Source organism: Paenibacillus sp. 23TSA30-6, from assembly GCF_014858585.1.
Taxonomy (GTDB): domain Bacteria; phylum Bacillota; class Bacilli; order Paenibacillales; family Paenibacillaceae; genus Paenibacillus.
Genome location: NZ_SLTL01000088.1, coordinates 1 through 1,548 on the forward strand (window position 1 = coordinate 1; position 1,548 = coordinate 1,548).

Annotated in this window: 1 protein-coding gene; it reads left to right on the top strand. The window is 49.6% G+C overall.

Annotation, left to right across the window (positions count from 1 at the left end; translation table 11 throughout):
* Positions 1-1,548 (top strand): non-ribosomal peptide synthetase (locus E0698_RS26200; RefSeq protein ID WP_192513424.1); only part of this gene is annotated, 1,548 nt, incomplete at both ends.

Genomic DNA, 1,548 nt, shown 5'->3' on the forward strand with positions numbered 1-1,548 from the left:
TGCGGCAAAAGAGTATTGGAGCAGCTATTTGGCGGGCTTTGAACAGCAGACTTTGTTACCTGGCTCGGATGCTTCATTGAAAGATCAAGCCGTGGACAGCAGGGAAAATGCTCCATCCACTACAGCTAGTGAAACCAGCGAATATATTTCTGAAAAAGTAACGATAGAGCTGAATAGCACTTGGAGCGAAGCGATGTACCGGATTGCGAAGCAGCAGCAGGTAACGATTAATACGTTGATGCAGAGCGTGTGGGGCCTCATTTTGCAGAAATATAACAACAATGAGGATGTTATTTTCGGTAGTGTCGTATCCGGACGTCCGACGGATATTGCTGGTGTAGAACATATGATCGGTTTGTTCATTAATACAATACCGGTTCGGATTCAAAGTGAACGGAATGCCACTTTTGTAGAAATCATGCGGAAAACGCAGGAGCAGGCACTGGCTTCGGGAGCATACGACAGCTTCCCATTGTATGAAATTCAGGCGCTGACGGAGCAGAAGCAGAATTTAATTAACCATATTATGGTATTTGAAAACTATCCGGTAGAACAGCAGGTAGAGCAGCTTGGTGAAGTTCGTCCGTCTGCTTTTGAAATTACGAATGTAGAGGTTGTCGAGCAAACGAATTATGATCTGGACTTGATTGTGATGCCAGATGAAATCTTCCGCATCATGTTCAGATATAACGCCAATGTGTACGATCGGGCTACCGTGGAGCGTATGCAAGGACATGTATTGCATGTGATTCAGCAAATCGTGAACAATCCGCATATCCGTGTGAATGAACTGGAATTGGTGACACCGGAAGAACAAGCGCAGATTATTCAGGTTTGGGGAGATACGGCGGCAGCTTATCCGCAGAATAAGACGTTAAGTGCGTTGTTCGAGGAACAGGTAGAGCAAACTCCAGATCAGGTGGCGGTGCTGTTTGAATCGGAGACGTTGACTTACCATGAATTGAACGAGCGGGCGAATCGTCTGGCGCGGACGCTGCGTGCGGAAGGAGTTGGACCGGATCAGCCTGTGGGCATTCTGGTACAACGCTCGCTGGAAATGATCGTGGGCATCTATGCGATTCTTAAAGCGGGTGGCGCATATGTGCCGATTGATCCGGACTATCCTGCAGACCGTATCCGTTTCATGCTGGAGGACTCGGAAGCGAAGCTGGTGTTGACGCAATCGCGTTTGGTAGAGCAAGCGACGCTGAGCTTTGACGGCAAAGTGCTGGTGCTGGATAGCGGAGAAATTTACCATGAAGACGGCTCGGATTTGGAACCGTTGGCAGGACCGCGGAATGTAGCCTATGTGATCTACACCTCCGGTTCGACCGGAAAACCGAAGGGCGTTATGGTCGAGCACCATTCGGTGATCAACCGGATTTTGTGGATGCATGATCGGTACGGCTTGAGGGCGGGAGATACGATTTTGCAGAAAACCGCCTTCACGTTCGACGTGTCGGTGTGGGAGCTGTTCTGGTGGTCGGTGGTCGGCTCGAAGGTGAGTCTGCTGTCGGTTGGCGGGGAAAAGAATCCGGAGGACATCAT